Source organism: Variovorax sp. Soil_C_19 (assembly GCF_057657255.1).
On the sequence record NZ_JBDGIV010000004.1, the window covers coordinates 344,533 to 366,861 of the forward strand.

Annotated in this window: 22 protein-coding genes; 17 read left to right on the forward strand and 5 right to left on the reverse strand. The window is 69.6% G+C overall.

Annotation, left to right across the window (positions count from 1 at the left end; translation table 11 throughout):
* Positions 1-14: 14 nt before the first annotated feature.
* Genes AC3A6R_RS11410 through fabG form a run of 8 tightly spaced genes read left to right on the forward strand, consistent with a single transcriptional unit; the run spans position 15 to position 8,541 of the window.
* Entirely contained in the window at positions 15-1,724 is a 1,710-nt protein-coding gene (locus AC3A6R_RS11410) for an ApeI family dehydratase (RefSeq protein ID WP_487859253.1), read from the forward strand.
* The gene (locus AC3A6R_RS11415) at positions 1,724-2,722 is read left to right on the forward strand and encodes a lysophospholipid acyltransferase family protein (RefSeq protein ID WP_487859252.1); all 999 of its coding nucleotides are present in this window, start codon (positions 1,724-1,726) and stop codon (positions 2,720-2,722) included. The genes AC3A6R_RS11410 and AC3A6R_RS11415 overlap by 1 nt, the downstream gene beginning before the upstream one ends.
* Positions 2,694-3,332: a LolA-related protein gene (locus AC3A6R_RS11420; RefSeq protein WP_487859251.1), complete on the forward strand. Its 639-nt coding sequence runs from the start codon at positions 2,694-2,696 to the stop codon at positions 3,330-3,332. The genes AC3A6R_RS11415 and AC3A6R_RS11420 overlap by 29 nt, the downstream gene beginning before the upstream one ends.
* Complete coding sequence (locus tag AC3A6R_RS11425; RefSeq protein ID WP_487859250.1) at positions 3,329-5,731, forward strand: MMPL family transporter; 2,403 nt, start codon at positions 3,329-3,331, stop codon at positions 5,729-5,731. The genes AC3A6R_RS11420 and AC3A6R_RS11425 overlap by 4 nt, the downstream gene beginning before the upstream one ends.
* Positions 5,731-6,570 carry a polysaccharide deacetylase family protein gene (locus AC3A6R_RS11430; RefSeq protein ID WP_487859249.1) on the forward strand — a complete coding sequence of 280 codons (840 nt, stop codon included), beginning with the start codon at positions 5,731-5,733 and terminating at the stop codon, positions 6,568-6,570. The genes AC3A6R_RS11425 and AC3A6R_RS11430 overlap by 1 nt, the downstream gene beginning before the upstream one ends.
* On the forward strand, positions 6,567-7,343 hold the full coding sequence (locus AC3A6R_RS11435; RefSeq protein WP_487859248.1) for a class I SAM-dependent methyltransferase: 777 nt from the start codon (positions 6,567-6,569) through the stop codon (positions 7,341-7,343). Before AC3A6R_RS11430 ends, AC3A6R_RS11435 begins: the two co-directional genes overlap by 4 nt.
* Positions 7,340-7,813 carry a hotdog family protein gene (locus tag AC3A6R_RS11440; protein ID WP_487859247.1) on the forward strand — a complete coding sequence of 158 codons (474 nt, stop codon included), beginning with the start codon at positions 7,340-7,342 and terminating at the stop codon, positions 7,811-7,813. Before AC3A6R_RS11435 ends, AC3A6R_RS11440 begins: the two co-directional genes overlap by 4 nt.
* Positions 7,810-8,541, forward strand: a complete 732-nt coding sequence (fabG, locus tag AC3A6R_RS11445) for a 3-oxoacyl-ACP reductase FabG (RefSeq protein ID WP_487859246.1) — start codon at positions 7,810-7,812, stop codon at positions 8,539-8,541. The genes AC3A6R_RS11440 and fabG overlap by 4 nt, the downstream gene beginning before the upstream one ends.
* Positions 8,542-8,566: 25 nt before the next feature.
* Here fabG and AC3A6R_RS11450 read toward each other — a convergent pair whose 3' ends face one another.
* The 4 genes from AC3A6R_RS11450 to AC3A6R_RS11465 are packed head-to-tail and all read right to left on the reverse strand — an operon-like array spanning position 8,567 to position 11,976.
* Complete coding sequence (locus AC3A6R_RS11450; protein WP_487859245.1) at positions 8,567-9,343, reverse strand: glycosyltransferase family 2 protein; 777 nt, start codon at positions 9,341-9,343, stop codon at positions 8,567-8,569.
* Positions 9,310-10,113: a lysophospholipid acyltransferase family protein gene (locus AC3A6R_RS11455; RefSeq protein WP_487859244.1), complete on the reverse strand. Its 804-nt coding sequence runs from the start codon at positions 10,111-10,113 to the stop codon at positions 9,310-9,312. Before AC3A6R_RS11455 ends, AC3A6R_RS11450 begins: the two co-directional genes overlap by 34 nt.
* A 34-nt stretch (positions 10,114-10,147) precedes the next feature.
* Positions 10,148-11,179 carry a chorismate transformation FkbO/Hyg5 family protein gene (locus tag AC3A6R_RS11460; RefSeq protein WP_487859243.1) on the reverse strand — a complete coding sequence of 344 codons (1,032 nt, stop codon included), beginning with the start codon at positions 11,177-11,179 and terminating at the stop codon, positions 10,148-10,150.
* 2 nt (positions 11,180-11,181) lie between these two features.
* Complete coding sequence (locus AC3A6R_RS11465; RefSeq protein WP_487859242.1) at positions 11,182-11,976, reverse strand: class I SAM-dependent methyltransferase; 795 nt, start codon at positions 11,974-11,976, stop codon at positions 11,182-11,184.
* Positions 11,977-12,095: 119 nt separating this feature from the next.
* Here AC3A6R_RS11465 and AC3A6R_RS11470 point away from each other — a divergent pair, with 119 nt between their 5' ends.
* Genes AC3A6R_RS11470 through rng form a run of 8 tightly spaced genes read left to right on the forward strand, consistent with a single transcriptional unit; the run spans position 12,096 to position 18,993 of the window.
* Positions 12,096-12,821 carry a YebC/PmpR family DNA-binding transcriptional regulator gene (locus AC3A6R_RS11470; RefSeq protein ID WP_487859241.1) on the forward strand — a complete coding sequence of 242 codons (726 nt, stop codon included), beginning with the start codon at positions 12,096-12,098 and terminating at the stop codon, positions 12,819-12,821.
* Between the two features lie 34 nt (positions 12,822-12,855).
* The gene (gene purD / locus AC3A6R_RS11475; protein WP_487859240.1) at positions 12,856-14,154 is read left to right on the forward strand and encodes a phosphoribosylamine--glycine ligase; all 1,299 of its coding nucleotides are present in this window, start codon (positions 12,856-12,858) and stop codon (positions 14,152-14,154) included.
* Entirely contained in the window at positions 14,154-15,071 is a 918-nt protein-coding gene (gene hemF, locus AC3A6R_RS11480; RefSeq protein ID WP_487859239.1) for an oxygen-dependent coproporphyrinogen oxidase, read from the forward strand. Before purD ends, hemF begins: the two co-directional genes overlap by 1 nt.
* Positions 15,068-15,709 carry a nicotinate (nicotinamide) nucleotide adenylyltransferase gene (gene nadD / locus AC3A6R_RS11485; RefSeq protein ID WP_487859238.1) on the forward strand — a complete coding sequence of 214 codons (642 nt, stop codon included), beginning with the start codon at positions 15,068-15,070 and terminating at the stop codon, positions 15,707-15,709. The genes hemF and nadD overlap by 4 nt, the downstream gene beginning before the upstream one ends.
* Entirely contained in the window at positions 15,709-16,383 is a 675-nt protein-coding gene (rsfS, locus tag AC3A6R_RS11490; protein ID WP_487859237.1) for a ribosome silencing factor, read from the forward strand. The genes nadD and rsfS overlap by 1 nt, the downstream gene beginning before the upstream one ends.
* Complete coding sequence (gene rlmH, locus AC3A6R_RS11495) at positions 16,380-16,847, forward strand: 23S rRNA (pseudouridine(1915)-N(3))-methyltransferase RlmH (RefSeq protein ID WP_487859236.1); 468 nt, start codon at positions 16,380-16,382, stop codon at positions 16,845-16,847. The genes rsfS and rlmH overlap by 4 nt, the downstream gene beginning before the upstream one ends.
* A gap of 6 nt (positions 16,848-16,853) precedes the next feature.
* On the forward strand, positions 16,854-17,459 hold the full coding sequence (locus tag AC3A6R_RS11500) for a Maf family protein (protein WP_487859235.1): 606 nt from the start codon (positions 16,854-16,856) through the stop codon (positions 17,457-17,459).
* 7 nt (positions 17,460-17,466) lie between these two features.
* Positions 17,467-18,993, forward strand: coding sequence for a ribonuclease G (gene rng, locus AC3A6R_RS11505; RefSeq protein ID WP_487859234.1), 1,527 nt, complete (start codon positions 17,467-17,469; stop codon positions 18,991-18,993).
* 45 nt (positions 18,994-19,038) lie between these two features.
* Here rng and msbA read toward each other — a convergent pair whose 3' ends face one another.
* Complete coding sequence (gene msbA, locus AC3A6R_RS11510) at positions 19,039-20,832, reverse strand: lipid A export permease/ATP-binding protein MsbA (protein WP_487859233.1); 1,794 nt, start codon at positions 20,830-20,832, stop codon at positions 19,039-19,041.
* A 161-nt stretch (positions 20,833-20,993) separates the two neighbouring features.
* Between msbA and tolB the strand changes: the two genes are divergently transcribed.
* Positions 20,994-22,310, forward strand: a complete 1,317-nt coding sequence (gene tolB / locus AC3A6R_RS11515; protein ID WP_487859232.1) for a Tol-Pal system beta propeller repeat protein TolB — start codon at positions 20,994-20,996, stop codon at positions 22,308-22,310.
* Positions 22,311-22,329: the final 19 nt, after the last annotated feature.

Below are 22,329 nucleotides of genomic sequence, written 5' to 3' on the forward strand. Positions count from 1 at the left end.
CGCGGAGGCGCTTCTTGACTGCCGACAACCGATTGCTGCCCCTCGTGGCCGACCGCGACCTCGACGCCCCGCTGGCGTGGCGTGCGGGCGTGCCCGTGAGCACGCGCCAGTTCCTGGCCGACGTCGCGCGCTTTGCGCCGGTGCTGCCGGCGCAGGGCCCCGCCGTCAATCTCTGCGTCGACCGCTATGCCTTCGCCGTCAGCCTCGCGGCCGCACTCGTGCGCGGCCATGCGAGCCTGCTGCCGCCCGATGCGCGGGCCGACACGCTCGAGCGCCTGCGCGGATCGGCCGCACCCGGCCTGTTTGCACTGACCGACGATGCCGACCAGGCCACGCCCGGCATGCCGCGCGTGCTGATCGAAGACCGCTCCAGCCTCGACGGCGGCGAGCGCCTGGCGATCCCCTCCATCGACGCGAAGCTGCATGCGGTGAGCCTGCTGACCTCCGGCTCCACCGGTGCGCCGCAGCCGCATGCCAAGCGCTGGGAGACCCTGGTCGGCGATGTGGCGGTCGCGGTCGAGCGGCTCGCGAGCCTGCTCGGCAGGCCGTCGCTTGCTGGTCTCACGCTGGTCGCGACCGTGCCGGTGCAGCACAGCTACGGCCTCGAGTCATCGGTGCTGCTGGCGTTGCTGGGCGGCGCCGCGTTCGACAGTGGGCGGCCGTTCTTCCCGGCCGACGTGGCGCGCACGCTGGCCTCGGTGCCGCGGCCGCGCGCACTCGTCACCACGCCGTTCCACCTGAAGACGCTGCTACTCTCGGGCATCGAACTGCCGCCGGTAGACCTGATCCTCTCGGCCACCGCGCCGCTCTCGCCGCAGCTCGCTGCCCAGGCCGAGCAGATGCTCGGCGGCGTGCTGATCGAGATCTACGGCAGCACCGAGTCGGGCCAAGTCGCCACGCGGCGCACCACGCAGAGCGAGGTCTGGGAGAACCTCGGCCAGATCCGCGTGCATGCCGAGCCGGGGGAGGGTGACGGTCCCGAGCGCTTCATCTTCAGCGGCGACTTCCTGCCCGAGCCGACGCCGATGGCCGACGTGCTCGAACTGCTCGACGCGCGCCGCTACCGCCTGCTGGGCCGTGCCAACGACCTGATCCACGTGGCAGGGCGGCGCAGTTCGCTCGCCCACCTCAACTACCACCTCAACAGCATCCCGGGCGTCGAGGACGGCGCCTTCTGGCTGCCCGACGAGGTGGCCGACGGCGTGGTCCGCCCCGTGGCCTTCGTGGTGGCGCCGACGCTGTCGGCCGGCGAGATCATTGCCGCGCTGCGGCAGCGGCTCGAGGCGGTGTTCGTGCCGCGCCGGGTGGTGCAGGTCAAGGCCTTCCCGCGCGAAGGCACCGGCAAGCTCACGGCACGCGCGCTGCGCGAGTTCGCCCTTGCACAGGTGGCCGGCGACGACACGCCGGTGCAGCTCGCGCATCAGGTGCCGGCCGATCATCCCGCCTTTGCCGGCCATTTCCCCGGCCAGCCGCTGCTGCCGGGTGCCCTGATCCTGGCCGAGGTCATGGAGGCCGTGCAGCGGGTGCCGGCCCTGGCCGCGCGGCTCGGCAGCCATCCCATGCTGGCGGCCGCCAAGTTTCTCGCGCCGGTGCGCCCGGGCAGCCTGCTGTCGATCGACCTGCAACCCGAAGCCGGTGCCGCGCGCGGTGTGCGCTTCGACGTGCGCTGCAACGGCGTGGTGGCCGTCACGGGCCGCTGGACCGCCGCGCCAGGATCGGTGTGATGAAGCACACCGGTGAAGAAACGCGCGCCGTGGACGAGGCCGCGCAGGCCGGCCAGCGCGGCAACTGGGCGCATGCGCCCGAGCGCAGCAACATGCTGGCGCTGCGCTTCATCTGCTTCATGGCGGTGGTGTTCGGGCGCCGCATCACGCGCTTGCTGCTGGCGCCGATCAGCCTCTATTTCCTGCTGTTCGCGCCGACGCCGCGCCGGCACATCAAGCGCTACCTGTTCAGGGCCATCGGTCCGCGTGCGGGATGGGTCGACGGCTACCGACTGCTGCACGCTTTCGCGTCCACGGTGCTCGACCGCGTGTATTTCCTGCGCGGGCGCATGGACCTGTTCGACGTGCGGGTCGAAGGCAGCGTCCCGCTCGAGGCCGAGGTGCTCTCGGGCCGCGGCGCCTTCCTGCTCGGGGCCCATTTCGGCAGCTTCGAGGCGATGGGTGCCTGCAAGCAGCACAGCGCGCACCGGCACAAGCTCGGGCTGGCGATGCTGATGTACCCCGACAACGCGCAGCGCATCACGGCCATCCTCAACGCCATCAGCCTGCCCGAGCTTCGGCCGCACGTGATCGCGCTCGGGCGGCCGCATTCGATGCTGGCGCTGCGCGACTGGCTCGACGGCGGCGGCCTGGGCGGCATGCTGGCCGACCGTACGCTGCCGGGCAGCGACGAACAGCCCGCGCAGCAGCGCGGCAAGCAGATCGTGCTGCCGTTCCTCGGCCATCCCGCGCGCTTCGACGACGGACCGTTCCGCCTGGCGGCGCTGCTGCGGCGCAAGGTGTTCTTCATGGCCGGCATCTACGGCGGCGGCGCGCGCTACGATGTCCGCTTCGATCCGCTGGCCGACTTCAGCGAGCGGATCGCCGATCCCGCCGAGCGGGAACGCCGCATCCACGCGGCCGTCGAAGCCTATGCGGCGCGCCTCGAGGCGCTGTGCCGCGCCCATCCGTACAACTGGTTCAACTTTCATGATTTCTGGCTCGAAGACTCGCATTGACCGGCTTGGCAGGAGCCTGCTGCTCGCACTGGCCTGCTGCGCCGCGCCGGCGTGGGCTTTCGACCTGCCTGAACTGATGGGGCTGCTGTCGAAGCAGAAGAGCGGCGAGGCGCGCTTCACCGAGCAGCGCTTCGTACACGGCCTCGAAGGACCGCTCGATGCGCGCGGCACGCTGAGCTTCGAGGCGCCCGATAAGCTGGTGCGCCGAACGCTGTCGCCGCGCGTGGAGACCATGGCGGTCGAAGGCAACACGCTGACGCTCTCGCGCGGCGGCCGCAACCGCGTGCTCACGCTCGACAGCATGCCCGAGCTGCTCGGCCTGGTGGAGGCCATGCGCGGCACGCTCACGGGCGACGGCGCCACGCTGCAGCGCTACTTCCGCAGCACGGTTGGCGGTTCGGCCGCCAACTGGACGCTCGACCTCACGCCGCTCGACAGCCGGCTCGCGTCGCAGATGCGCAGCATCCGCATGACTGGGCGCGCGAGCGAGGTGCTCGGCCTCGAGATGGAGTTCGTCGGCGGCGATCGCTCGGTGATGAACATTTCGCCCGAGCGCGCGGGCGCCGCACCCTCCGCGCCGGCCGGCGCTGCCGGGCGCACCACGCCGTGATCGCGGGCGGCTCGCCTGCGGGGCCGCCCAGCCGCCAGCGCCGCGCGCTGGTGCTGCTGGTGTGGCTGCTGGTCGTGCTTGCGGGCGCGCTGCAGATCGCCCGCACCACGTTCAGTGCCGACCTCTCGGCCTTCCTGCCCCAAAGCCCCGACGCGCGGCAGCAGGTGCTCATCGAGCAGCTGCAGAGTGGCGTCGCCTCGCGCACGCTGATGCTCGGCATCGAGGGCGGCGCCAGTGCCGAGCAGCGTGCCGACGTGTCGCGCGCAGTGGCCCGCACCATGCGCGAGAGCCGGCTCTTCGACCTGGTGCAGAACGGCGACACCGGCGACTGGAGCGAAGCCGGCACCTGGGTCTTCACGCACCGCTACCAGCTGTCGCCGGCCGTGCGCCCCCAGCACTTCACGGTCGAGGGCTTGCGCGATGCGATCAACGAAACCCTTTCGGCGCTTGGCACACCGGCCGGCAACGCGATCAAGCCCTTGCTCGACCGCGACCCGACCGGCGAAACACAGCGCATCGCCATGGAACTGGTGCCGGCCAGCGCGCCGCGCAGCGAGGGCGGCGTCTGGATGTCGCGCACCGCGCCGCGCGCGCTGCTGATCGCCACCACGCATGCCGCCGGCAGCGACCTCGACGCCCAGGCCGTGGCCATCGGCCGGGTGCAGACAGCGTTCGATGCGGCCACGCGAGACATGGGCGAAGCGAAGCCGACGCTGCTCCTGAGCGGACCGCCTGTGTTCTCGGTGCTGAGCCGCGACAAGATCAAGACCGAGGCGGTGAACCTTGCGATCGTCGGCGGCATCGTCATGGGCATCCTGCTGCTGCTGGCTTTCGCATCGCCGCGCGCGCTGGTCATCGCCTTCCTGCCCGTGGCCACGGGCGTGGTGGTGGGCACGGCCGCCGTGAGCCTGGTGTTCGGCTCGGTGCACGGCATGACGCTGGGCTTCGGCAGCACGCTGATCGGGGAGACGGTCGACTACGCCATCTACTACCTGATCCAGGCGCGCGGCGCGGCCGTCGCGGGCACCGGCTGGACGCGCTGGCGCGCAGTGCACTGGCCCACCGTTCGGCTCGGCCTGCTGACCTCGGTGTGCGGCTTCGCCGCGCTGGTGTTCTCGGGCTTTCCGGGGCTCGCGCAGCTCGGCGTGTTCTCGATCGCAGGGCTCGTGGCGGCGGCGCTCGCCACCCGCTATGCGCTTCCGATGCTCGCGCCCGACGGCGCGAGCGGCATGGGCATGCGCAAGTACATGGCGCTGGCCGCCGGCAAGCTCGTTCGCGGCCTGCCGCGCCTGCGCTGGGCCCTGGTCGGGCTCGGCGCGGCGGCGTTCGCGCTCGTCGTCTGGCAGGGCGGCCATCTCTGGCGCGCCGATCTTGGCGCCATGAGCCCGGTGCCCAAGTCGGCCCAGCAGCTCGACGAGATGCTGCGTGCCGATATAGGCACGGGCGACGGCGGCACGCTGGTCGTGGTCCATGGCGCCGACGAGGAAACCGCGCTGCGCAACACCGAGGCCGCGGCCTTACGGCTCGAGGCGCTGGTCGACAAGGGCGAGCTCGGCGGCTTCGAGTCGGTGACGCGCGTGTTGCCGAGCGTGGCGACGCAGGCGGCACGCCTGGCCAGCATTCCCGATGCCAAAACCCTGCGCACGCGGCTCGCCGAAGCCGCAGAGGGTTCGCCGCTGCCGGCGTCGCGCCTCGGGCCGTTCCTGGCCGAGGCCGAGGCGGCGCGCCAGCTCGCGCCGCTACGGCGCGCCGACCTGGCCGGTGGTCCGCTGGGCTCGGTCGTCAACACGCTCATGTACGAACGCCCCGGCGGCGGATGGTCGACGTTGTTGGTGCTGCACCCGGGCCCCCGTTTCGACGCCACGAGGCTCGAGCAGGCCCTGGCCGACGCGCCGCAGGTGCAGGTGGTCGACGTCGGCCGCGAACTGGCCGGGCTCTACAAGCGCTACCTGCACGAAGCCTTCGTGCAGGTGCTGCTCGGTGCGCTGGCGGTGGTGGTGCTGCTCGGCCTCTACCTGCGCTCGGCGTCGCGCCTGATCGCCGTCTGCCAGCCGCTGGTGTTCGCCGTGGTGCTCGTGCTGGGCGGCATGGCCGTGCTGCAGGTGCCGCTCGGCATCCTGCACCTGGTCGGCCTGCTGCTGATCGTGGCGGTCGGTTCGAACTACGCGCTGTTCTTCGACCAGCTGCGCGTGGCCGGACGCGCCGACGAGGACACGCTGGCCTCACTGATGCTCGCCAACCTGACAACCGTGGTGTCGTTTGGGTTGATCGCGATCTCGGACATCCCGGCACTGTCGTCGATCGGCCGCGTGGTGGCGCCGGGCGCCTTGCTCGCGCTGCTGCTGTCGGCCGCGTTCGCGCGTCGGCTCGCGCCGTCGCCGTCATCCGTGCAAGTCTGATGGGAGAATCGCGTCCCATGCCCGCCGCCGCCGTCGCTCGCGAATCCTGGCCCCTGCCGCTGTCCATTCGTGCCAGCGTCGCGCTGCACGTGGCAGCCTTCGGCGCGGGCGCGCTGGTGCCCGGCGCCATGCCCTGGGCCGTCGGCGCCGTTGTGTTGAACCATGCGCTGATCACCGGCGCCGGGCTCACACCGCGCAGCAGCCTGCTCGGCCCGAACGTGACGCGCCTGCCCGAAGCTGCCGGCGTCCGGCGCGAAATGGCGATCACGATCGACGACGGGCCCGACCCCGAGGTCACGCCGAAGGTGCTCGACCTGCTCGACGCGCACGGGCAACGCGCCACGTTCTTCTGCATCGCCGAGCGCGTGCGCGCGCATCCGGCGCTCGCGCGCGAGATCGTGGCCCGCGGCCACAGCATGCAGAACCACACCGCGCGGCACCGTCACAATTTTTCGTTCCTCGGTCCGCGCGGCTTCGCGAGCGAGATCGCGCGGGCGCAAGACATTCTTTTCGAGACCACCGGCGAGCGCCCGACCTGCTTTCGCGCGCCGGCTGGCTTGCGCAATCCGTTTCTCGCGCCCGTGCTGCACCGCCTCGGCCTGTCGCTCGTGAGCTGGACGCGGCGCGGCTTCGACACGCGCGAGGGTGATCCGGTCAAGGTGACGGCGCGCCTGGCCCGCAACCTGCAAGCGCGCGACATCCTGCTTCTGCACGACGGCAACGCCGCGCGCACCGCTTCGGGAAATCCTGTGTTGTTGGAGGTACTGCCCTTGTTGTTCGAACGCCTGCGCGCCGATGGACTGCGCGCCGTGACCCTGCCGGAAGGGCTTCAGTCATGAGCGCAGTGCTGCCTTCGTCGCCCTCGACGACGACCGACGCCGCCTGGCGCGAATTGCACGAGGCCGCCACCGTTCCCTACAAGAAGGGCGGCAGCTTCGCCTGGCACTTCGCACGCGGCAAGCTCGGGCGCGACCCGGTGTTCCGCGGCCTGCTCGAGCGCGGTCTCATCGGCGAGGCGCACCGCCGCGTGGTCGACATCGGCTGCGGCCAGGGCCTGTTCGCGAGCCTGCTGTCGTCGATGAGCCGCATGCAGGCGGCTGGGCGCTGGCCTGCGGCGTGGAAGCCCACCCCGGCGGCGGCCGAGTACACCGGCATCGAACTCATGCCCAAGGACGTGGCGCGCGCCGAAGCATCGATAGGCCACCTGCAGCCTGCACCCCGGCTGGTGTGCGTCGACATGTGCTCGGCAGCGCTGCCGGCCTGCGACCTGGTGGTGATCCTCGACGTGCTGCACTACGTGAACATCGAAGCACAGAACGACGTGCTGCAGCGCGTGCGCGATGCGCTGCGCCACGGCGGCAGCCCCGAAGCCCGGCTGCTGCTGCGCGTGGGCGATGCATCGAGCAAGCGCGGCTTCGCGATCAGCCAGTGGGTCGATCGCACCGTCACGCGCATCCGCGGCCACAAGGTCTCGCCCACCTGGGGCCGGCCGCTGGCCGACTGGGTGGCGGTGCTGCAGCGGCTCGGCTTCCGCGTGCAGAGCATTCCGATGAGCGAAGGCACGCCCTTTGCCAACGTGCTGCTGGTGGCCGACCTGGAGCCCGCGGCATGACGCAGGCACCGGCGACGCTCGACCGCGCCGGCGTCGCGGCGCGCATTCCGCACAGCGGCAGCATGTGCCTGCTCGACCGGCTCGAGCGCTGGGACGCCGAGTCGATCCACTGCAGCACCCGTTCGCACACGCTGGCCGACAACCCGCTGCGCACCGCGGGTGGACTGCTTTCGCCCAATGCGATCGAATATGCGGCGCAGGCCATGGCGCTGCACGGCGGGCTGCTTGCGGCCGAGGGCAGCACGCCATCGGCCGGCTTTCTCGCGAGCGCGCGCCAGGTGCGCCTCGCAGTGGCGCGGCTCGACGACGTGGCCGGGGCGCTGCAGGTACGGGCGCGGCGGCTGTCGGGCGATGCGAACCAGGTGCTTTACGAATTCGCGGTCACGAACAGCGACGACCACGTGCTCGCCGAAGGCCGCGCAGTGGTGGTGCTGAACACGCCGCTCGCAACCGGAGCCAATGCCTCATGAGCCTCGAAGGAAAACGCGCACTGATCACCGGCGCCAGCGGCGCGCTGGGCGCTGCGATGGCCGAGCGCTTGGCGCGCGACGGCGCCACGGTGCTGCTGCACGCGAACTCGCGCCCCGAAGCGGTCGAGCAGCTAGCCGCATCGATCACGGCGGCTGGCGGCAAGGCCGAGTGCCATGTGTTCGACCTGCGCAGCGACGAGGCGTCAGCGGCCGCGTGCGCGCGCATCCTCGAGGCCGGCCCGGTCCAGGTGCTGGTCAACAACGCGGGCGTCCATGACGACGCGGTGCTGCCCGGCATGCGCGCCGAACAGTGGCACAAGGTCATCGATGTCTCGCTCAACGGCTTCTTCCGGGTGACGCAACCCTTGCTGCTGCCTATGATGCGCACGCGCTGGGGCCGCATCCTGAACATCTCTTCGGTGGCCGCGCTCACGGGCAACCGCGGCCAGGTCAACTACGCGGCCGCCAAGGGGGCGCTCAACAGCGCGACCAAGGCGCTGTCGCTCGAAGTGGCGTCGCGCGGCGTGACGGTCAACGCCATCGCGCCGGGCATCATCGCCTCGCCGATGGCCGATTCGGTGTTCGATCCCGAGATGGTGAAACAGATGGTGCCGATGAAGCGCGCCGGCACGCCGCAGGAGGTGGCGGCACTCGCGGCCTTCCTCGCGAGCGACGAGGCGGCCTACATCACGGGGCAGGTGATCTCGATTAACGGCGGGATGATCTGAGCACCGCCGGGCCGTCCTGGAAAAACTAGGGCTGAAAGGGCGCCTTGCCCCGCATCTTGCGAAGCAGCAGCGCCGGCAGCCGCAGCACGAACTCGACCATCAGCCGCGTGTGCATCCACGTCAGCAACAGGTTGTCGCGCCCGTAGCGGAAGTGCGAAACCCCGCCTTCCTCGGCGGTCAGGTACTTGACCGGGGCGTCGATGTTCACCGGCTTGACGCCGCGCCAGGCCAGGCGCACCACGGCCTCGGTATCGAAGTCGAAGCGCCGCATCCATGGCTGGCGCACCATCACGGCGATCAGGTCGGCCACCGGATACACGCGAAAGCCGTAGAGCGAATCGCCGACGCCCGCGAACAGCGTCTCGAGCTGCGTCCAGCCATTGGACACACGCCGCCCGCGCACGCGCAAGAGCGGTGCAGAAGCGTCGAACACCGGCCGCCCGAGCACCATGGTCTCAGGCCGGGCCTGAGAGGCGGTCATGAAGGCTGGAATCAGGTCGGCCGGGTGCTGGCCGTCGGAATCCATGGTGAGGGCATGCGTGAAGCCGGCCTCGCGCGCGGCCTGCAGCCCGTGCAGCACAGCCGCGCCCTTGCCCTGGTTCTCGGGCAGCAGCGACACGCGCAGGCCCGGATCGTGCGCGGCCATCTGCTGCAGGCGCTCGCCGGTGCCGTCGGTGCTGCCGTCGACCACCACCCAGACCGGATTCCACTGCGCGCGGGCCGCTTCAACGGTCGAGAAAAGGCGTTCGCCCGTGTTGTAGCTGGGAATCAGGACAAGGTGTGTGCGCGAGGCGTCTGGCATGCGGGGGACGCGTCGGAGGCGCGCTGTTCCATATGTTGGCGAAAGTACTGCTCGAGTTCCGCTTGCAGCGCGTCGCTGTTCTGCGTGGGTGCAAAGCGCTGCCCGAGGCGCAGCGTGAAGACGATCGGGAAAGGCGGCAGCCGCCAGAGGGGCCAGCCCTTGCTCAGGTACGGCGAATCGGTGTCGATGAACACGGTCTGGATCGGCGCCTGCGCGAGCTTGGCGATCAGCGTCACGCCGGAGCGGAACGGATTGAGCGGCGGCGTGACCGTGCGCGTGCCCTCGGGAAAGATCACCAGCTGGCCACCGTTGCGCAGGTCGGCCACCGCGAGCCGCACCATCGTGCGCGCCGACTCGTTGCTGATGTAGCGCGCGAGCCGTGCGCCCGCCCCGAGGAAGATGTTGCGCAGTAAATCGGCTTTCATGATGCAGGCGCTGCGCGGCAGCCGCGCCACTAGCAGCAGGGCGTCGAGCATGGTCGGGTGATTGGCCACGAAGATCACGCCGGGCTCGTCGCGCATCGAATCGAGGCAGCTTGCGTCGATGCGCATCATGCCGGTCGCCGAGGCCACGCCCCAGAACATGCGGTAGGCCCGGGCGATGGTCGCGCGGCCCAGCGTGCGCGCCGGCGCCTCCGGCAGCACCGGATAGAGCAGCATCGCGATCACGTTCCAGGTCAGCGAGACCAGCCCCAGGAAGAACAGCTGCACATACAGCATCAACGCGAGCGGAATGGCCGTGAGAATGCGCAGCACGCGGTTCATCGACATGGTGGAGGTCGCTGGTCCCGTCGGTCGCGCGGACTCAGGCCCGCAGCCGACCTGGGGCCACCGCATGCGCCTCGATCTCGACCAGCAGGTCGCTGCGGCAGATGTCCGCCTCCAGGTAGACCGCGTGGCGAACCATCGGTGCGTCAGGGCCGAGAGCCTGCTCGATCACGCCGCGCACCTTGTCTGCATCAGCCGGATGGCGCACGTAGACGACGCAGTCGAGCATCGCGAGCGAGAACCCGGCGTTCGCCTGCCCGTTGGCGGCCGCGATCACGGCCTCGAGGTTGCGCAGCGTCTCGCGCGTCTGCTCGAACACGTCGCCCGGGTGCACGGTTTCGTGGCCCACGATGCTGGCGGTGCCTGAAATGAAGAGGGCCACGTCGCCGTTGCCGATCTCGGCCAGTGCGGCCCGCGAGAAGGTGGGCGAACGCGGGCCGTAGGTGTCGGGGTAGCGGTAGGCCGAGACCTGGCGCGGGTTCTCGACCGGCAGCGGCGCGGTCTGGCCGGCCAGGAAGCGGATCGACAGCGCGCCCTGGTGGATGCCGAGCGCGCAGGCCGCCGGGGCGCCCTCGAAGGCGGCGCGGCCGGCCTCGAGGAAAGCCTCCTGGCGCCCCAGGTTGAACTGCCGGTAGCGCTCGAGCCCGCCGCCGTCGGCGTTGATCTGGGGCAGGTAGTTCCAGATGCGCAGCAGGTGCGGCGCGCCGGCCTGCGCGAGGGTCTTGAACAGGTCGCGGTAGGCCCGGTGCGCGAGCTCGGCCAGGCCTTGTTTCTCGGTCGCCTCGTCGAGGTCGATGGCGCCGAGCAGCCATTCGCCGTCGCTGCGCCAGCGCGCAATGCCGGTGGTGCCCGATTCGACCGGGCGCGCGCCGCCCACATGCCAGACGTCGGCCATCGCGCCGCGCTCGGAGAGCACGCGGGCGTTCACGGTCGGCATCCAGGCGACGCCGTGCGGCGTGCCGTAGCCGAGCGCGGCGAAGGGGGCGCTGCCGCTGGCGGCCAGCGCGAGGCTGTCGGGCAGCGAAAGGCGCTCGACGCGCAGCGGGGAAAGAGGGCTTTCTTTCTGCATGCTCAACCGGCCTTTTCGACAGCGTCGCCGTCGGGTTTGCGTGCCATGTACTCGGAGAAGACGCCCAGGCTCGCATGGCGGCGCACGTCGGTGAAGCCGGCGGCGCACAGAGCCTCGAGCACGCGCTCCGGCGGAATGCAGGCCTCGATCGTGTCCCAGTAGTAGCGCCACAACTCCGAGGTGTTGCTGCGGCGGCCGACCACGCGCGCGATCAGCGGCACCACCGCACGCATGTAGCCCTTGAGCAGAGCGGTCGCGATGCGGCCGCGCGGCTTCGTGATCTCGAGCACCACGACGCGGCCGCCGGGACGCAGCACGCGGTGGAATTCGCCGAACGCGGCTGCCACGTCGCTGATGTGGCGCATGGCATAGCCCATGCTCACGAAGTCGCAACTCGCATCGGGCCGGGGCAGGGCTTCCGCCACGCCCGGTACCAGTTCCACGCCCGGCAGGTCGATCTGCGCCATCATGCCCACGCTCGGGTCGACGCCGACCAGCCGCCCGGTGGGGCCGATGATCCGCAGCGCCTCGCGGGCGACCAGTCCGGTGCCGATGCCGACGTCGAGCACCTCGGCGCCCGGCACCAGGCCGGCCTGCGACAGGGCGGCGCGCCGGTACGACGGACCGGTGCCGAAGGCGAGCACGCTTTCGATGCGGTCGTAGTCGGCGGCGGTGCTGTCGAAGATGCGCCGCAGGAACGCCTGATGCTCTGCCTCGTTCTTGTAGTAAAGCGGCAACGGGGTGTGCGGCGGCAGGATGGTCGGATTCCCGGGCCCGACAGAAGGCGATGGCGTCATCGAGGGATTATCACCAAAAGACATGGCCGCTTTTTGGCACGGTCGTGCGGGCCGTTGTGTTCGGCGGACAGTAAACTCGCAACCTGCTTTGAAAACACAAGATTGCGAGATAGGAAGTCATGGCCGGACACAGCAAATGGGCGAACATTCAGCACCGCAAGGGCCGCCAGGACGAGAAGCGCGGCAAGCTCTGGACCCGCGCCATTCGCGAGATCATGGTCGCCGCGCGCGCTGGTGGCGGTGACCTCAGCGCCAACCCGCGGCTGCGGCTCGCGGTCGAGAAGGCCAAGGCCGTCAACCTGCCCGCCGACACCGTCAAGCGCAACATCGACAAGGCCACCGGCAACCTCGAAGGCGTGAACTACGAGGAAATCCGTTACGAGGGCTACGGCATCGGCGGCGCCGCGATCATCGTCGACACCATGACCGACAACCGCGTGCGCACCGTGGCCGAGGTGCGCCACGCGTTCGCCAAGCACGGCGGCAACATGGGCACCGAAGGCTCTGTGGCCTTCCAGTTCAAGCACTGCGGCCAGATCATCTTCGCGCCGGGCACCGACGAGGACAAGGTCATGGAAGTGGCGCTCGAGGCCGGCGCGGAAGACGTCGTCACCGACGACGACGGCGCCATCGAGGTGCTCACCGCAGTGGGCGACTTCGAGGCCGTCAAGGCGGCGCTCGAGGCCGCGGGCCTGGCGCCCGGGGTGGCCGAGGTCACCATGCGCGCCGAGAACACCGTCGAAGTCGCCGGCGAGGACGCCGCCCGCATGCAGAAGCTGCTCGACGTGCTCGAGGACCTGGACGACGTCCAGGAGGTCTATCACAACGCGGCGCTTTCCGAATGACAGACAGGCAACAGCAACGAACGAAGGCGCGCGCATGAAGGTACTGGTCATCGGGGGAGGGGGCCGCGAGCACGCGCTCGCATGGCGGCTCGCGCAGTCCACCCGCGTGAGCCGCATCTACGTGGCGCCCGGCAACGGCGGCACCGCGAGCGACACGCGCTACGACTGCATCGACATCATCGAGCCTGCCGCGCTGCGCGAGTGGGCCATCAAGGAAAAGATCGCACTCACCGTGGTCGGCCCCGAGGCGCCGCTCGCGGCTGGCGTGGTCGATGAATTCCGCGCGCACGGCTTGCGGATCTTCGGCCCCACGCAGGCGGCCGCGCAGCTCGAGAGCTCGAAGGCCTTTTCCAAGGCCTTCATGAAGCGCCACAAGATCCCCACGGCCGAGTACGAAGCCTTCACCGATGCCGCCGCGGCGCATGCCTACATCGACGCCAAGGGCGCGCCGATCGTCGTCAAGGCCGACGGACTCGCGGCCGGCAAGGGCGTGGTCGTGGCCATGACCGCCGAGGAAGCGCACGAGGCGGTCGACTTCATGCTGGTCGACAACAAGTTCGGCGTGTCGCACAACGAAGGCGGCGCGCGCGTCGTCATCGAAGAATTCCTGCAGGGCGAAGAAGCCAGCTTCATCGTCCTGTGCGACGGCAAGAACGTCACTGCGCTGGCCACCAGCCAGGACCACAAGCGCCTGCTCGACGGCGACGAAGGCCCGAACACGGGCGGAATGGGCGCGTACTCGCCCGCGCCGGTGGTCACCGCCGAAATCCATGCGCGCGCCATGCGCGAGATCATCCTGCCGACCATCCGCGGCATGGAAAAAGACGGCATTCCGTACACGGGGTTCCTGTACGCCGGCCTGATGATCGACGCCAATGGCCAGCCCAAGACGCTCGAATTCAACTGCCGCATGGGCGACCCCGAGACGCAGCCGATCATGATGCGGCTCAAGTCCGACCTGTTCGAGGTGTTCTGGCATGCCACCGACGGCACGCTCGACCAGGTCGAGCTGCAGTGGGACCGGCGCGTGGCGCTCGGCGTGGTGATGGCCGCGCACGGCTACCCGCTCTCGCCGCGCAAGGGCGACCGCATCACCGGCATCCCGGCCGAGGCGCCCGATGCCGTGGTGTTCCACGCCGGCACGGCGCTGAACGACGGCGAGCTCAAGACCAGCGGCGGCCGCGTGCTCTGCGTGACCGTGCTGGCCGACAGCGTCAAGCAGGCGCAGCAGCGGGTCTACGAGGTCGCTGCGCGCATCAACTTCGACGGTGCGCAATACCGCAGAGACATCGGCCACCGCGCGGTGCAGCCGCGCAACCCGCCGCAGGCCTGATGCAGCAGACAGACCCGGCAGCAGTCGGCGACTACCTGCGCAAGCTCCAGCAGGAGATCGTCGCGGCGGTCGAGGCCGCCGATGGCGGCACCTGCACGCGTGACGCCTGGCAGAAGGCGCCCGGCGAAGCGCTGCAGGGCAGCGGCCTGACCTGCATCCTCGAAGGCGGCGATCTGTTCGAGCGCGCCGGCTGTGGCTTCTCGCAGGTGCGCGGGCCGAAGCTGCCGCCATCGGCCACGCAGAACCGGCCCGAACTCGCGGGCGCGCCCTTCGAGGCCATGGGGGTCTCGCTGGTGTTCCATCCGCGCAATCCGTACGTGCCGATCGTGCACATGAACGTGCGCATGCTGGCCGCGCTGCCCGAAGGCAACGACCCCGTGTGCTGGTTCGGCGGCGGCATGGACCTGACGCCCTGCTACGGCTTCGAGGACGATGCGGTGCATTTCCACACCGCCTGCCGCGATGCGCTTGCGGCCTTCGGCGACGACAAGTACCCGCGCTTCAAGACCTGGTGCGACGAGTATTTCTTTCTCAAGCACCGCAACGAGCAGCGCGGCGTGGGCGGCATCTTCTTCGACGATTTCGCCGAAGGCGGATTCGAGAACGGCTTCGCGCTGCTGCGCGCCGTTGGCAACGCCTTTGTGCCGGCCTACCTGCCGATCGTCGAGCGCCGCCGCGCAATGCCCTGGGGCGAGCGCGAGCGCGCGTTCCAGCTGTACCGGCGTGGCCGCTATGTCGAATTCAACCTCGTGTGGGACCGCGGCACGCACTTCGGCCTGCAGTCGGGCGGGCGCACCGAGTCGATCCTGCTGTCGATGCCGCCGCTGGCGAGCTGGGCCTATCGCCAAGAGCCCGAGCCCGGCAGCCCCGAAGCGGCGCTGTACAGCGACTTCATCGTGCGGCGCGACTGGCTGTGAGCACGAGCGCACCGGCCGAAGGCAGGGCGCCGCGCATCGGCGTCTTCGGCGGCGCCTTCGATCCGCCGCACAACGCCCACGTGGCGCTGGCCGGGGCCGCGCTGTCGCAGCTCGGCCTGGCCGAACTGCACGTCGTCCCGACGGGGCAGGCCTGGCACAAGACGCGCGCGTTGACGCCGGCCCAAGACCGCCTTGCGATGGCGCAACTGGCGTTCTCGGGATTGGAGGGCACCGTGGTGGTCGACAGCCGTGAAGTGTTGCGCGACGGCCCCACCTACACGCTCGACACCTTGCATGAGCTGCAGCAGGAGCAGCCCGGCGCCCAGCTGGTGCTGATCATGGGCGCCGACCAGGCGCATGCGCTGCCGACCTGGCATGGCTGGCAGGCTATACTCGGCATTGCTATTGTTTCTGTAGCGTATCGCGCATTGTCGACGGGCAGCACCGCCCGTTTCGACCCGAAGATGCTGCCAGGCCTGCCGGCCGGCGCGCGTTTCGAGGCGCTCGAATTGCCCGCCATGGACACCAGCGCCACCGACATCCGGCGGCGAGCCGCGCTCGGCGAGGACATTTCCTCGCTGGTTCCGCCCGCCGTTGCACGCTATATTGACCAACACCACCTCTACCGCTCTGCCTGATGACCACTGAAGCCGCCGCCAAGAAAGACACCCAGAAACTCCAACGGGCCATCATCGATGGGCTCGAAGACGTCAAGGCGCAGGACATCCAGGTTTTCGACACCGAGCATCTCTCGCCGCTGTTCGAGCGCGTGATCGTGGCGTCGGGTTCCTCGAACCGCCAGACCAAGGCGCTCGCCTCGAGCGTTCGCGATGCGGTGCGCGAGGCCGGCTTCCCCAAGCCGCGCATCGAGGGCGAGGACAACGGCGAGTGGATCATCGTGGACTGCGGCGCCGCGGTCGCGCACATCATGCAGCCCGCCATCCGCCAGTACTACCACCTGGAAGAGATCTGGGGCGACAAGCCGGTGCGCGCCAAGCTGGGCGGCAGCAAGCCCGTGGTCGCGAAGGCTTCGGCACCGAGCGAAGACGAGACGAAGAAGCCCGCCGCCAAGCAGCCGAGCCTGCGCCGCGCGAGCGCGGCCAAGACCGCGGTCCGCGCCGCCGAGCAGGAAGCCAAGGCCGAGAAGGCCGCCCGCGCCCCCGCGAAGAAGATGGCCGCAAGGAAGTCGCCCGCGAGGAAGACTGGCACCGCCAGCGCGCGCGTGCCGGTCAAGGTGGTCGGCAAGCCGGCCGCCAAGAAGACCGCGGCCAAGAAGGCGCCTGCCAAGAAGGCGCCAGCCCGCCGCGCATGAAGCTGCTGGTGGTCGCCGTCGGGCAGCGCATGCCCGACTGGGCGCAGACTGCCTGGGACGACTACGCGAAGCGCTTCCCACCAGAACTCAAGCTCGAACTGCGGGCTGTCAAGACCGAACCTCGTGGCTCCAAGTCGCTCGAGACGCTGTATGCGGCCGAGCGCGAGCGCATCGAGGGGGCGATCGCCCGCGGCATGCGCATCGTCGTCCTCGATGAGCGCGGCACCGCACTCACCACCAAGGCGATGGCCGCGCGGCTCTCGGCCTGGCAGGGCGAGGGCGACGACGTGGCGCTCGTCATCGGCGGCCCCGACGGGCTCGATCCGGCTTTCAAGGCTGCGGCGCACGAACGCATCCGCCTGTCCGACCTGACGCTGCCGCACGCGATGGCGCGCGTGCTGCTCGTCGAGCAGCTCTACCGCGCCTGGTCGGTCAACGCGGGGCACCCCTACCACCGGGAATGACCGACGTTGTCTGCTGAATTCATCTATCTCGCATCGCAAAGCCCGCGCCGGGCGCAGCTGCTCGGACAGTTCGGCGTGCGCCACGAACTGCTGTTGCCCGGACCCGACGAAGACGCGGAATCGCTCGAGGCGGTGCTGCCCGGCGAATCGCCGACGGCCTATGTGCAGCGCGTGACCGCGTTGAAGCTCGATGCCGCCGTCGCGCGACAGAAGCGACTTGCACTCGCCGACGCGCCCGTGCTCTGCGCCGACACCACGGTGGCACTCGGGCGCCGCATCCTCGGCAAGCCCGAGGGCGTGCGCGATGCCGAGCGCATGCTCGCGCTGCTGTCCGGCACCACCCACCGCGTGCTCACCGCGGTGGCGCTGCAGCAAGGCCGCCGGCGCCATGCGGCGCTCAGCGTGTCGCGCGTGCGCTTCGCTCCCATGACGAAGGCGCAGATCGCACGCTATGCCGCGAGCGGCGAGCCGCTCGGCAAGGCCGGTGCGTATGCGATCCAGGGGGCGGCGACCGCCTTCGTCGAGCACATCAGCGGGTCCTATTCGGGCATCATGGGACTCCCCATGTTCGAGACGGCGCAGCTGTTGCGGCGCGCCGGCTTCATCGTTTAAAGGTCTCATGCAAGACATCCTGATCAACTGGTCCCCGCAGGAGACCCGCGTGGCGCTGGTCGAGCACGGCGCGGTGCAGGAGCTGCACGTCGAGCGCACGCTCGAGCGCGGCCTCGTCGGCAACGTCTACCTGGGCAAGGTCTCGCGCGTGCTGCCGGGCATGCAGTCGGCCTTCATCGACGTGGGCCTCGAGCGCACGGCCTTCCTGCACGTCGCCGACATCGTGGCGCCGTTCACGCCCGGCTCGCGCCCGAGCGCGCCCGCGCCCGAGCGCGACCACCGCAACGGCGCTCCGATGGTGCCGATCGAGAAGCAGGTGTTCGAAGGCCAGTCGCTATTGGTGCAGGTCATCAAGGACCCGATCGGCACCAAGGGTGCGCGGCTGTCGACGCAGATCAGCATCGCCGGGCGGCTCTTGGTCTTCCTGCCGCAGGACAACCACATCGGCGTGTCGCAGAAGATCCCCGCCGACCAGCGCGAGTCGCTGCGCACGCGCATGCTCGCGCTGATCGAGGCCGCCGCGGCGGCCGACAGCGGCGGCGTGGTGCCGGCCAACACCGGCGGCTTCATCCTGCGCACCAATGGCGAGGACGCGTCGGACGCCGAGCTGGCCGAAGACATCGCGTACCTGCGAAAGACCTGGTCGCGCATCCGCGAAGCCTCGAGCAAGACGCCGCCGATGTCGCTGCTGCACCAGGACCTGAGCCTGCTGCAGCGCGTGCTGCGCGACATGACCAGCGAGGACACGCAGACCATCCGCATCGATTCGCGCGAGCAGTTCGAAGTGCTGCTCAAGTTCGGCCTCGAATACATGCCGCAGGCTGCCGGCAAGCTGCAGCACTACAAGGGCGAGCGGCCGATCTTCGACCTGTATTCGGTGGACGAGGAAATCGCCAAGGCGCTGGGCCGCCGCGTCGATCTCAAGTCGGGCGGCTACCTCGTGGTGGACCAGACCGAGGCGCTCACCACGGTCGACGTGAACACCGGCGGCTTCGTCGGCGCGCGCAATTTCGACGACACGATCTTCAAGACCAACCTCGAGGCCGCGCAGGCCATTGCGCGTCAGCTGCGGCTGCGCAACCTGGGCGGCATCGTCATCGTCGACTTCATCGACATGGCGCGCGACGACCATCGCGAGCAGGTGCTGGCCGAGTTCCGCAAGCAACTCGCGCGTGATCGCGTCAAGACCACGGCCGGCGGTTTCTCGCAGCTCGGCCTGGTCGAGATGACGCGCAAGCGCACCCGCGAATCGCTGGCGCACATGCTCTGCGAGCCGTGCGCGGCCTGCGGCGGCCAGGGCATCGTGAAGACCGCGCGCAGCGTCGCCTACGACGCGATGCGCGAGATCCTGCGCGAGGCGCGGCAGTTCACGCCGCGCGAGTTCCGCATCGTGGCCGCGCCGCAGGTGATCGAACTGTTCCTCGACGAAGAGAGCCAGCACCTGGCCGGGCTCAGCGACTTCATCGGCAAGCCGATCTCGCTGCAGTCGGAGCAGGCGATCGGGCAGGGGCAGTACGACATCGTGCTGCTTTGAGGCGTTGAGCGAAAGGCGGCGCGTGCCGCCGCGCCACCAGAGCGGTCAGAGCGTCGGGGCCTGGCCCGCCGGCGTCGTGCGCATCGCCGTGGTCTGCAGGCGGGCGTAGAGCCCGTCGAGCGCCATGAGCTGCGCATGGCTGCCTTGTTCGACCACGCGGCCATGTTCCATCACGACGATGCGGTCCGCATGCTGGACCGTCGAGAGGCGGTGCGCGACGATCAGCGTGGTGCGGTTCTGCATCAGGCGCTGCAGAGCGTCCTGCACCAGCCGCTCCGATTCGGTGTCGAGCGCCGAGGTGGCCTCGTCGAGCAGCAGGATCGGGGCGTTCTTGTAGAGAGCGCGCGCGATCGCCAGGCGTTGGCGCTGGCCGCCAGAGAGCTGGGTCGCGTTGTGGCCGAGCACGGTGTCGATGCCCTGCGGCAACCCCTCGACATGGCTCGCCAGGTTGGCGGCGTCCACGCACGCCTGAACGCGCGCGCGGTCGATCTCCGCATCGGCGCCGAGCGCCACGTTGGCCGCCAATGTGTCGTTGAGCATCACTACGTCCTGGCTCACCATGGCGAACTGCGAGCGCAGGCTTCCGAGCGACCAGTCGGCGATGTCGTGGCCGTCGAGCAGCACCTGCCCGCCGCTCGGCAGCACGAAGCGCGGCAGCAGGTTCATCAGCGTGGTCTTGCCCGAGCCAGACGGCCCGACGAAGGCCACGCTCTGGCCCGGCTCGATTGCCAGGATCACACCGTCGAGCGCCGGGCGCTCGTCGTCGCCGCGGTAGTTCACGCGTGCGTCCTTGAACTCGATGCGGCCCTGGGCGCGGTCCACGGCGAAACGGCCCTGCGGCTCGGTTGGCACCTCGTCGACCAGTGCGAGGCCGCGCTCAAGCGCCGCCAGGCCCCGCGTGATCGGACCGGCTACTTCGGCCAGCCTCCGGATCGGTGCGATCAGCATCAGCATGGCCGTGATGTAGGCGACGAAGCCGCCGACCGTGAAGCCCTGCTCGCCGCTCTGCCAGAGCGCGATCATCACCACCACCGACAGCGCAAGCGCGGCCATCATCTGCGTGAGCGGCGTGGTCGCGGCCTGGGCAATGGTCGACTTGACCGCGAGCCGGTTGAGCCGCTGGCTCAGCTGTTCGAAGCGCCGGGCCTGCGCCGCCTCGGCGCCATGCAGGCGCACCATGCGGTGCGCGAGCACGTTCTCCTCGACCACATAGGCCAGCTCGTCGGTGGCCTGCTGGCCCTGCTGCGTGAGCTTGTAGAGCCGCTTCGAGAACACCTTCATGATCCAGGAGATGCTCGGCACGAGGAAGGCCACGATGAGCGTGAGCTTCCAGTTGAGATAGACAAGGTAGCCCAGCAGCGCCACCAGCGTGAAGCCGTCGCGCGACAGCCCGAGCAGCGCCTGCACCAGCAGCAGCGCGCCGGTCTGCACCTCGTAGACCACCGTGTTCGACAGCGTGCTGGCCGACTGGCGCGCGAACAGCGCGAGCTCGGCGCCGAGCAGCCGCTCGAACAGCACGCGACGCAGGCGCTGCATGCCTTCGTTCGCGATGCGCGAGAGCGCGTACTGCGAGATGAATTGCGCGACGCCGCGCACCGCGAACAGCAGCAGCACCGCCGCGGGTATGAACCACAGCGGCATCTGGCCCTTGGTGAAGCCGCGGTCGAGCAGCGGCTTGAGCAGCGCGGCCATCAAGGGCTCGGTGAGCGCCGCGAGCATCGCACCGATCAGGCCCAGCGCCCACCATTGGCGCGAGCCGCCGAACCAGGTCATGAGACGCGCCAGCCGTCGGATCAGGGGAGGGCGTGCGGGGGTCTCGCTGCCGGGGGATGCTTGCATGGCCGGGAATTCTACGGGGCGCCTGTCGGCGCCCAGGATGGCCGCCGTGTAGGACCGCTTCGCCCGATACACGTTTTGTGACGGCAACGTCGAGCCAGTGTGTAACATGTGGGTCGTTGCACCGGGGAGAACTTTCTTACCCCGAAACATCTCCGAACCGCATGAACAAGCCGTTGTCAGTTTCCATTCCAACTCCTTCTTCATCGCTTTTTGCGCGCCGCTCGCTGATCGCGGCATTGGCTGCGACGCCCGTGCTGCCCGCGCTCGCCCAGTTCCGGGTCGAGGTCTCGGGCGTCGGGCTCACGCAGCTCCCGATTGCGCTGGTTCCCTTCAAGGGCCAGGACGCCTCGCCGCAGAAGATTTCCGAAATCGTCCAGGCCGACCTCGAACGCAGCGGCCAGTTCCGTGGCGTCGATGCTTCGGGCCAGGCGCTCGACGAGGCCTCGCGCCCGGATCTGTCGCTGTGGCGCCAGCGCACCGCGGATTCGCTCGTCGTCGGCAGCGTGGCGCGGCTTGGCGACGGCCGCTACGACGTTCGCTTCCGTCTCTGGGACGTGGTGCGCGGACAGGACCTCGGTGGCCAGAGCTACACCGTGCCGCAGGGCGACCTGCGGCTCGCGTCGCACCGCATCGCCGACTACGTCTACGAGAAGCTCACGGGCGACAAGGGCATCTTCTCCACCCGCATCGCATACGTCACCAAGGGCGGCAGCCGCTACTCACTCTGGGTGGCCGATGCCGACGGCGAGAACGCGCAGGCCGCGCTCGCGAGCCCCGAGCCGATCATCTCGCCGGTCTGGTCGTCCAACGGACAGCAGCTCGCGTACGTTTCGTTCGAATCCCGCAAGCCCGTGGTGTACGTCCACAACGTGGCCAATGGCCAGCGCCGTCTGCTCGCGAACTTCCGCGGCTCCAACAGCGCGCCGGCCTGGGCGCCCAACGGAAGCTCGCTGGCCGTCACGCTCAGCCGCGACGGTGGCTCGCAGCTCTATACGATTCCCGCGGGCGGCGGCGAGCCGCGCCGGCTCACGCAGAGCGCCAGCATCGACACCGAGCCGGTCTACTCAGCCGACGGCAGCACGATCTACTTCGTCAGCGACCGCGGCGGTGCGCCGCAGATATACCGGATGGGCGCCAGCGGCGGTGCCCCCACCCGGGTCACCTTCAGCGGAACCTACAACATTTCTCCTTCTGTCAGCGGCGATGGCCGGTGGTTGGCCTACATCTCACGCGTAGGCGGTGCCTTCAAACTCCACGTGATGGAATTGGCGACCGGCAATGTCACGGCCATCACCGACACGTCCGCAGACGAAAGCCCGAGTTTTGCGCCCAACAGCAAGCTCATCGTCTACGCAACGAACCTGCAAGGTCGCGAAGCGCTCATGACGACGACGCTGGACGGAAAGATCAAGGCACGGTTGGCGGGACGGGCGGGAGACATAAGAGAACCGGACTGGGGTCCGTTTCAAAAGCAATGACCAAGAGTTTTTTTGAGGA

Excerpts from the sequence above, each read along its gene's own strand:
- AC3A6R_RS11440 (WP_487859247.1), top strand. The coding sequence starts at position 7,340 with ATGACGCAGGCACCGGCGACGCTCGACCGCGCCGGCGTCGCGGCGCGC.
- AC3A6R_RS11435 (WP_487859248.1), top strand. The coding sequence starts at position 6,567 with ATGAGCGCAGTGCTGCCTTCGTCGCCCTCGACGACGACCGACGCCGCC.
- AC3A6R_RS11430 (WP_487859249.1), top strand. The coding sequence starts at position 5,731 with ATGGGAGAATCGCGTCCCATGCCCGCCGCCGCCGTCGCTCGCGAATCC.
- AC3A6R_RS11420 (WP_487859251.1), top strand. The coding sequence starts at position 2,694 with ATGATTTCTGGCTCGAAGACTCGCATTGACCGGCTTGGCAGGAGCCTG.
- rlmH (WP_487859236.1), top strand. The coding sequence starts at position 16,380 with ATGAAGCTGCTGGTGGTCGCCGTCGGGCAGCGCATGCCCGACTGGGCG.
- AC3A6R_RS11470 (WP_487859241.1), top strand. The coding sequence starts at position 12,096 with ATGGCCGGACACAGCAAATGGGCGAACATTCAGCACCGCAAGGGCCGC.
- AC3A6R_RS11465 (WP_487859242.1), bottom strand. The coding sequence starts at position 11,976 with ATGACGCCATCGCCTTCTGTCGGGCCCGGGAATCCGACCATCCTGCCG.
- rsfS (WP_487859237.1), top strand. The coding sequence starts at position 15,709 with ATGACCACTGAAGCCGCCGCCAAGAAAGACACCCAGAAACTCCAACGG.
- AC3A6R_RS11455 (WP_487859244.1), bottom strand. The coding sequence starts at position 10,113 with ATGTCGATGAACCGCGTGCTGCGCATTCTCACGGCCATTCCGCTCGCG.
- purD (WP_487859240.1), top strand. The coding sequence starts at position 12,856 with ATGAAGGTACTGGTCATCGGGGGAGGGGGCCGCGAGCACGCGCTCGCA.
- hemF (WP_487859239.1), top strand. The coding sequence starts at position 14,154 with ATGCAGCAGACAGACCCGGCAGCAGTCGGCGACTACCTGCGCAAGCTC.
- rng (WP_487859234.1), top strand. The coding sequence starts at position 17,467 with ATGCAAGACATCCTGATCAACTGGTCCCCGCAGGAGACCCGCGTGGCG.
- AC3A6R_RS11450 (WP_487859245.1), bottom strand. The coding sequence starts at position 9,343 with ATGCCAGACGCCTCGCGCACACACCTTGTCCTGATTCCCAGCTACAAC.
- AC3A6R_RS11415 (WP_487859252.1), top strand. The coding sequence starts at position 1,724 with ATGAAGCACACCGGTGAAGAAACGCGCGCCGTGGACGAGGCCGCGCAG.
- msbA (WP_487859233.1), bottom strand. The coding sequence starts at position 20,832 with ATGCAAGCATCCCCCGGCAGCGAGACCCCCGCACGCCCTCCCCTGATC.
- AC3A6R_RS11460 (WP_487859243.1), bottom strand. The coding sequence starts at position 11,179 with ATGCAGAAAGAAAGCCCTCTTTCCCCGCTGCGCGTCGAGCGCCTTTCG.
- tolB (WP_487859232.1), top strand. The coding sequence starts at position 20,994 with ATGAACAAGCCGTTGTCAGTTTCCATTCCAACTCCTTCTTCATCGCTT.
- fabG (WP_487859246.1), top strand. The coding sequence starts at position 7,810 with ATGAGCCTCGAAGGAAAACGCGCACTGATCACCGGCGCCAGCGGCGCG.